The following is a 7,267-nucleotide window of genomic DNA, read 5'->3' on the forward strand; positions in this document are numbered from 1 at the left end:
GGGCGGCGAGTCCAAACGAGAGGCCGGATGTCCGATTCCGGCCACGTTCTGCAGCGGAGGGGCATGGGTCGCTACGGTCGTTTTCGCGCACAACCCTAGGCGAGGAATCGAGGCAGAAAAGTGGGAAGCCGAAACCGAAGAAAGGGACGTTCACGTAGGAAGAACAGACCGGCCACTGCGGCTTCCCCCCACGGCGACCGAGACGAACGTGACCCTGGCCGGCCCCAGCCCAGACCCAAGGCAGGTTCGTGGTCGCTTGCCCTGCGTCGAATGAGCGCACGCTGGTGGGTGCCCGGCACGCAATACAGGCGGGCCCGGGAGCGAAAGGATACGGAGCAGCCGACCACGTTCGATGTCCTGCAGAAGAGGTTCTTCCCCGAGGGCCAAAGTGCATCGCGCCGGGTCCGGATCTCAGCTTGGGCGATCACCACCGTGGTGGCCCTTCTCATCGCTGCGGGAGGATTCGCCGGGACCTACGCCTACGACCTGTGGTCCACCGAGGCGCGAATGCGCGAAGAGCGGGCAGCTCAGACGGCGATCGACCAGGGGAACACTCCATTCACCAATTCCGTCGCGTATGAGACCTCCCCCCAAGAAGGCTCCCAAGTGGTCTTAGACCGACCCTTGACCACAGACGAGGCCGAAGAGCTAGTAACCCTTGACAACACCGAAGCCGGCATCTTCCTGGCCAGTCTGGGAGGGCGCCTGATCTCAGAGACCTCTGTTGTTGGAGGCATCACCCCGCCGAGTGGATGGTCGTGGGAGGGATCACCAGCACCCATCCGAGTCGGCTCGGCCGTGTTCACGATGACTGTACTGTCAGCGCGCACCTCCCAGGTGAGTATCGTGGATATGAACCCCACCAACGTCTCCTGCACGGAACCGACTGCCACGACCGTCGTGGAATTCCCATCAGCCGGTCAAGCCATCTACCCTGGCGTACTCGTGGACCTGACCCACAACGATCCGACACTGCTGATCTCCGATGAGGGAACCGATCAAGGTCAGCCCTACTTCAATCGCAGGCGTATTGACCTCGGTGGCGGGCTGGAACCGGGTGGGCTCCGTGTGCAGGCAGTGACAGCGGGACAGAGCTGTGAATGGGAGATCCAGGCGCATTATGTCGATGCCCGCCAGAACTCTGGTGAGGTCGTCCTACGCAACGGTGATGAGCCCTTTTTCGTGGAAGCTGCGCCTGCGCGACCCGAACAGTACTGGATCTTGACACCGGGACCGGGCGTCGTGGCCTGCCACGAAACGCCGGAACTGCCGGGATGCCCGAACGCTGGATGAGACGCATCACACCGCGCCCGGCCTACCACCGTCATGTGACCGGACGAGAGCTTCCCCTGCTCGTGGAAGCGTCCACCGCACTGGCGATGGTGTCGCCGTCCTGGTACTCGACCTCGTCCACGAACGAGTTTTTGCCGTCCGTGTACGCCCACCGGGGGTCGGGTTCTGCCAGTCGACCTCTTGACCGTTGGAAGCGATGATCTCGAAGGTGCTCGCGGGTTCTCCTGTCAGGGGTTGTGCGGCCGAGGGGTGTAGACAGCACTTGAGTACCGTTGAAGGGTTGGCCGCGGGGTTGTGGTGGTGACGGTCCCGGGCGGGTCCGATATCCGCCCGGGGTGTCGGAGGGCGGCCCGGTGAGCCGCCCCCCGGGACGGACCCGCCGGCCAGCTCAGCGCCGACGGCGCCGAGCACCGGCGCCCGCGCAACCTCGCAGGCCGTCCGCCCTGGGCGGCGCACCCATCCCACACGAACTCCTTACGTTGCCAAACCCCCACATTGACGACATCGAGTCATAAACTCGGCAGGTCGTGGGTTCTCGCGGAGAACACGGGGGAAACGTCAATGGCGTCGTCGATCCGACTGGCCGCCGCAGCGGCCGTCATCCTGCTCGGTGTCACGGCCGTCGGCTGTGGCGCCACCGGCGACCGGGCCCCGGTCCGGTCCGTCGGCGGGCGGGAGTCCACCGCCCCCGCGTTGCGGGCGCCGGAGGCGCCGGACCCCTCGGCCGAGACGCTCTCCGGGGAGGCCGAACCCCACCCCGCTCCCGGCGCCGACCTCGGTGCCGACCCCGCCGGCGAGCCGCTGTCCACGCCCGGCCCGGCCGCCGAGGAACCCGCGCCCGGAACCCGGGAGACGGCAGCGGAGGCGCCGGAGGGTGCCGTGACGGCGTACGTGCGGGCCCTCGCCTCGGGCGACCCCGCCCGGATGGTCGAGGGGCTGGAGCACGCGGCCGAGGGCTCCGTCGCCCACGACTACCTCACGCACCAAGCGTCCGTCGCCCGCGCCCGGGTCGACGCGGGCCTCCCCGTCGCGGCGGCCGAGACGGAGCACACCGCAGACGGCTACGAACTGTGCACCGCGGACGACCCCCGGGGCGATCCGACCTGCTCCTCCCACGGAGGATTCACAGGGGCGGACGGGCTGGTCGGCGGCCTGCTCGTGGACGGCGGCGACCCCGGACCCGGCCTGCTGGTCCCCGGACCCGACGAGCGCCCCGAGGTGAAGTCCGAGGGGGTGACCGCCACCCTGCTGACCGCCTACCGGTCCGCCGCGGACAAGACCCTGGTGGTGACGGTCGGCTTCGACACGCGGGAGAACGTCGACCTCGACCTGCACGGAACCGCCTACCAGGGCAGGAACGGGCACGAGAGCGCGGTGCGGGCCGCGGTGGGACGCCACGAACTCGACGCGGGGACCCGTGCCCGCGCGGCGTTCTTCCTGTCCGGGGCCGCTCCCGGCGGCAACCTCCGCGTGGGCGGCTGTCTGGAGGAGTGCTCCTCGTTCGTCTTCCTGGGGGTGCCCGTGGAGTGAGCCGAGGTCACACGCCCTACCGGCAGAGCGCCGATTTCCACACCGTCAGGGCTGTCGCCCCGGGGACACCCCGGTGGTAGATTGTGGCGCCACACGGCACATTTCGTGCGAAAGCGATGAGGACCCCGGGTTCGCACCCCAGGTCCGAACACCGCGGGCGACCGGATCCGCGGCTCCGTGACGGAGCCGGACCCAGCGCCGGGTCGCCGCGCAGACGGGCCGGGTCGCTCCCCCTACCCCCCGGGGGAGCGGCCCGGCCTCCCACCCCGGCGCCTACCTCACGCGGCGCACCCGCGCCTCGTCCCACACCGGCTCCGGGGCCTCGTACACGCCCCCGTCCGCCCCGAACACCACGTACCGGTCGAACCCGCGGGCGAACCAGCGGTCGTGTGTGACCGCCAGGATCGTTCCCTGGTAGGCGTCTAGCGCCGACTCCAGCGCCTCGGCCGACACCACGTCCAGGTTGTCCGTCGGCTCGTCCAGCAGCAGCATCGTCGTGCCCGACAACTCCAGCAGCAGGACCTGGAACCGCGCCTGCTGTCCGCCCGACAGCGTGTCGAACGCCTGCTCGGCCGCGAGCGCCAGCTCGTAGCGGTCCAGCGCCCGCCCCGACTCCTCCCGGGGCAGCCCCCTCCGGGACCCCTCGCCCCGGTGGAGGATGTCCAGGAGCGTGCGGCCCGCGAACTCCGGGTGCTCGTGGGTCTGCGCGAACCACCCCGGCAGCACGCGCGCGCCCAGCCGGGCCGACCCGGTGTGCTCCACGGAGGGCACCCGTGCCCGCTCCTCCCCGGACAGCGGCGACGACTCCGGGTCGCTGCCGCCCCCGGCCAGCAGCCGCAGGAAGTGCGACTTCCCCGACCCGTTCGAGCCCAGCACGGCCACCCGCTCGCCGAACCAGACCTCCAGGTCGAACGGGCGCATCAGCCCGCTCAGCTCCAGGCCCTCGCACACCAGGGCCCTCTTGCCGGTACGGCCCCCGCGCAACCGCATCCGCAGGTTCTGCTCCCGGGGCAGCTTCTCCGGCGGGCCGGCGTCCTCGAACCGCCGCAGCCGGGTGCGCGCCGACTGGTACCGCGAGGCCATGTCCGAGTTGTAGGACGCCTTCTGCTTGTAGGTCGTGACCAGCGCCCTCAGTTTGGCGTGCTCGTCGTCCCAGCGCCGCCGCAGCTCGTCCAGGCGCTCGAACCGCTCCCGGCGCGCGTCGTGGTAGGTGTCGAAGGCGCCGCCGTGCGTCCACGCCGTGTTGCCCGCGGCGCCCAGTTCGACCGTGACGATGCGGTCCGGGACCCGGCTCAGGAGCTCGCGGTCGTGGGAGACGAACAGCACGGTCTTGGGTGAGGCCCGCAGCGCCTCCTCCAGCCACCGCTTGCCCGGCACGTCCAGGTAGTTGTCGGGCTCGTCCAGCAGCAGGACCGGAGCCGGCCCTCGCAGAAGGGCCTCGATGACCAGGCGCTTCTGCTCACCGCCCGAGAGGGTGCGCACCTCGCGCCACCGGCAGCGCTCGTAGGGGACGCCCAGCGCGGCCGTGCAGCACTGGTCCCACACGACCTCCGCCTCGTAGCCCCCGGCGTCCCCGTAGCGGGCGATCGCCCCGGCGTAGCGCATCTGCGTCTTCTCGCCGTCGTCGACCATCATCGCCGCCTCGGCCGCCTCCACGTCGGCGTGCGCCTCGCGCACCGCCGCCGGGGACACCGACACCAGCAGTTCGTGCACGGTCGTCTCGTCGCGCACATGGCCGATGAACTGCGGCATCACCCCCAGTTCGCCGTCCAGGGTGACGGCGCCCGCCTCCGGGCGCTGCTCACCGCGCACGATCCGCAGCAGGGTGCTCTTGCCCGCGCCGTTGGCCCCCACCAGCGCCGTCTTGGAACCCTCGCCCACCCGGAACGACACCGCGTCCAACAGGACCCGGCCGTCGGGGAGGGTGTGACTGACCTGGTTGACGTCGATGTAGCCCAAGACCGCTCTCCACGTGGGGTTCTGCCGCGAGCGCGCGGGGGTGGCCCGGCGCGTCCCGGAAGGCTTCCACGCCCCGCTCCGCCCCCGCAACCCGTTTTTCCTGGTGGTGCACTGCGGACGGGCCAGTGGCAGGTGCTCCCGACCGCCTGTGTGTCGGAGCGCCCCCCGGGGTGCGGGCGGTAGTTGTATGGGAACACAGGGTGAAAAATCGGGAATCGGGCGAAGTGCGGGCGCCGACTCGGGCGTCATCGGTGCCGGGCCGGGAAGTGCGCTGTGGCCGGCCCACCGCCGAACAGGGGGACGCATGCAGATCGGGTACAAGCTGGCGACCGAGGCCTTCGGGCCCGAGGAACTCATCCGCCAGGCGGAGCTGGCCGAGCGCGCCGGGTTCGACTTCGTGGAGATCAGCGACCACTACCACCCGTGGCTCGACAACCAGGGCCACTCGCCGTTCACCTGGACCGTGCTCGGCGCCATCGCGGCCAGGACCGAGCGGATCGGACTCGTGACCGGGGTGACCTGCCCGACGGTGCGCTACCACCCGGCGATCATCGCCCAGGCCGCCGCGACCCTGGCCCTGGTCTCCGGAGGGCGCTTCGTCCTCGGCGTCGGCTCGGGGGAGCGGCTCAACGAGCACGTCGTCGGCCAGGAGTTCCCCGACTCCGTCCAGGTGCGCCACGACATGCTGCGCGAGGCCCTGGAGATCATCCGCCTGCTCTGGGGCGGCGGCTACCAGTCCTACGAGGGCGACCACCTGCGCCTGGAGGACGCCCGGGTCTTCGACCTGCCCGAGACCGCGCCGCTGATCGCCGTCGCGGCCAGCGGAGGGGAGTCGGCCAGGATCGCCGCCGAATACGGCGACGGGCTGTTCGCCACGGAGGCCAAGCACCAGATCGTGCGCGACTACCGCGCCGCCGGCGGCGACGGGCCGGGCTACGCCGAGGTGCCCCTGGCCTGGGCGCACGACGAGCGCACCGCCGCCCGGGCCGCCCTGGAGACGTCCCGATGGGCCCTGACGGGCTGGAAGGTCATGAGCGAGCTGCCCAACCCGGTCAACTTCGAGGCCGCCACGACCACGGTCCGGGAGGAGGACGTCCTGGGGCACTTCGCCTGCGGCCCCGATCCGGAGCGCCACGTCGAGGCCGCCCGGAAGTACGTCGACGCGGGCTTCGACCGCCTGGTCATGCAGAACGCCGGTCCGGACCCCGACGGGTTCATCGACTTCTACCAGCGGGAACTGGACGGACGCCTGCGCGCTCTCTCCCCGTCCTGAGCCGCGCCGCCCGCCGACCGCCCGGCCCGGCGCTCCTGGGAGAGCGGGAGCGCCGAGCCGTTCAGGCCCGCGGGGGCACCGGCACCTCGACGCCGCCCATCCACCGCGCCAGTCCGTCCCGGTCCACCAGGACCATGTGCTCCCCGCCCGCGCGGGCCGCGGCCTCGGTGAACCCGTTGGAGGCGACGAACATCCCCTGGTAGCCGTCGTAGCCGCTGTTCAGGGTGCCGATGAAGGCCCGTACGTCGTTCGGGGGCACGCGATGGCGCCACCGCTTGCACTGGACCACCACCGCCTGCCCCCGCGGGGAGCGCGCGAGGATGTCCGCCCCGCCGTCCTCGGCTCCGCCGACCACGGTGACCGCGGAATAGCCGTGCACCTGCATCAGGCCCGCGACGTGCTCCTCGAACTCCGTGCCGGACATCAGGTCCAACTCGGACAGGTCCGTCCGCGCGATCGCCCGCCTCCGCGCGGTCAGGCGCATCCGGCCCACCGCCCACCAGGACAGGACGGCCACCGCCACCGCCGCAGCGACCCACAGCAGCGGTCGCGGCGCGCTCCGCGCCACCCACGCGCCGACCATCAGCGCCACCACGGCGGCCAGCACGGCGGCGTGCCGGTGGCGCCACACGAATCCTCGTTCCCTCGACCGGGCGTCCACGTTCCTCCTGGGGGCGGGGGCGTTCTCCGTAGGTCCCCTTCCCCGAGAACGCCGGTCCTCACGGGGATCCGCGCCGTCGGCCTGTGGCGGTTCCCACGGCACCGGGCGGCGCGCACCGGTCGGCCCACGCGCCCGTCCCCGGCCGTACCTCCGTCACCTGGTCGGACCGCGAGCACCCCGCATGAAACATGCAGGAAACCAGCGGACTACCATGGCCGCGCGGTGTCGACCTGCACGGCGGCAACCGCTCGGGGACAGTACCCACCGCCCCCGGGGCACACATGGAAGTAGTCCGATGACGGTTATCAAGAACATCGCCGACTTCGTCGGCCGGTGGTTCGCCCTGCTGGTCCTCGCCGGAGCGGTCGTGGGCCTCGTGGCCCCCGACCAGGCCGCGCTCGTCGCCCCGCACGTCTCCCTCCTCCTCGGCGTCATCATGTTCGGGGTGATCATGCCGGTGGGGTACTTTGCCAGTTCAGGGCGGCTATCTACACCAGATTATACCCCGCGTGGGGCACTTATGGGGCAGTTTTAGCCACTACTTTGCCCGC

The 7,267-nt window shown here is 71.1% G+C and carries 5 protein-coding genes and 1 pseudogene; 4 read left to right on the forward strand and 2 right to left on the reverse strand.

Going from position 1 to position 7,267, the window contains the following annotated elements; all coding sequences use genetic code 11:
- Positions 1 to 270 precede the first annotated feature (270 nt).
- Together Q8791_RS08830 and Q8791_RS08835 are read left to right on the forward strand one after the other, a co-directional pair.
- The gene (locus tag Q8791_RS08830; protein WP_330091114.1) at positions 271 to 1,293 is read left to right on the forward strand and encodes a hypothetical protein; all 1,023 of its coding nucleotides are present in this window, start codon (positions 271 to 273) and stop codon (positions 1,291 to 1,293) included.
- A gap of 561 nt (positions 1,294 to 1,854) precedes the next feature.
- A complete protein-coding gene (locus Q8791_RS08835; RefSeq protein WP_330091115.1) occupies positions 1,855 to 2,823 on the forward strand; it encodes a hypothetical protein in 969 nt (322 codons plus the stop codon).
- Between the two features lie 273 nt (positions 2,824 to 3,096).
- Here Q8791_RS08835 and Q8791_RS08840 read toward each other — a convergent pair whose 3' ends face one another.
- Positions 3,097 to 4,782 carry an ABC-F family ATP-binding cassette domain-containing protein gene (locus Q8791_RS08840; protein WP_330091116.1) on the reverse strand — a complete coding sequence of 562 codons (1,686 nt, stop codon included), beginning with the start codon at positions 4,780 to 4,782 and terminating at the stop codon, positions 3,097 to 3,099.
- A gap of 304 nt (positions 4,783 to 5,086) precedes the next feature.
- On the opposite strand from Q8791_RS08840, the gene Q8791_RS08845 reads away from it, so the two are divergent.
- A complete protein-coding gene (locus tag Q8791_RS08845; RefSeq protein WP_330091117.1) occupies positions 5,087 to 6,055 on the forward strand; it encodes a TIGR03557 family F420-dependent LLM class oxidoreductase in 969 nt (322 codons plus the stop codon).
- A gap of 61 nt (positions 6,056 to 6,116) precedes the next feature.
- On the opposite strand, the gene Q8791_RS08850 is transcribed toward Q8791_RS08845, so the two are convergent.
- Positions 6,117 to 6,716, reverse strand: a complete 600-nt coding sequence (locus tag Q8791_RS08850) for a restriction endonuclease (protein WP_407941971.1) — start codon at positions 6,714 to 6,716, stop codon at positions 6,117 to 6,119.
- Between the two features lie 295 nt (positions 6,717 to 7,011).
- Here Q8791_RS08850 and Q8791_RS08855 point away from each other — a divergent pair.
- Positions 7,012 to 7,164 (forward strand): annotated as a pseudogene (locus Q8791_RS08855) (bile acid:sodium symporter family protein); the annotation flags it as partial.
- Positions 7,165 to 7,267 lie beyond the last annotated feature (103 nt).

Source organism: Nocardiopsis codii, from assembly GCF_036327455.1.
Classification (GTDB): Bacteria; Actinomycetota; Actinomycetes; order Streptosporangiales; family Streptosporangiaceae; genus Nocardiopsis; species Nocardiopsis codii.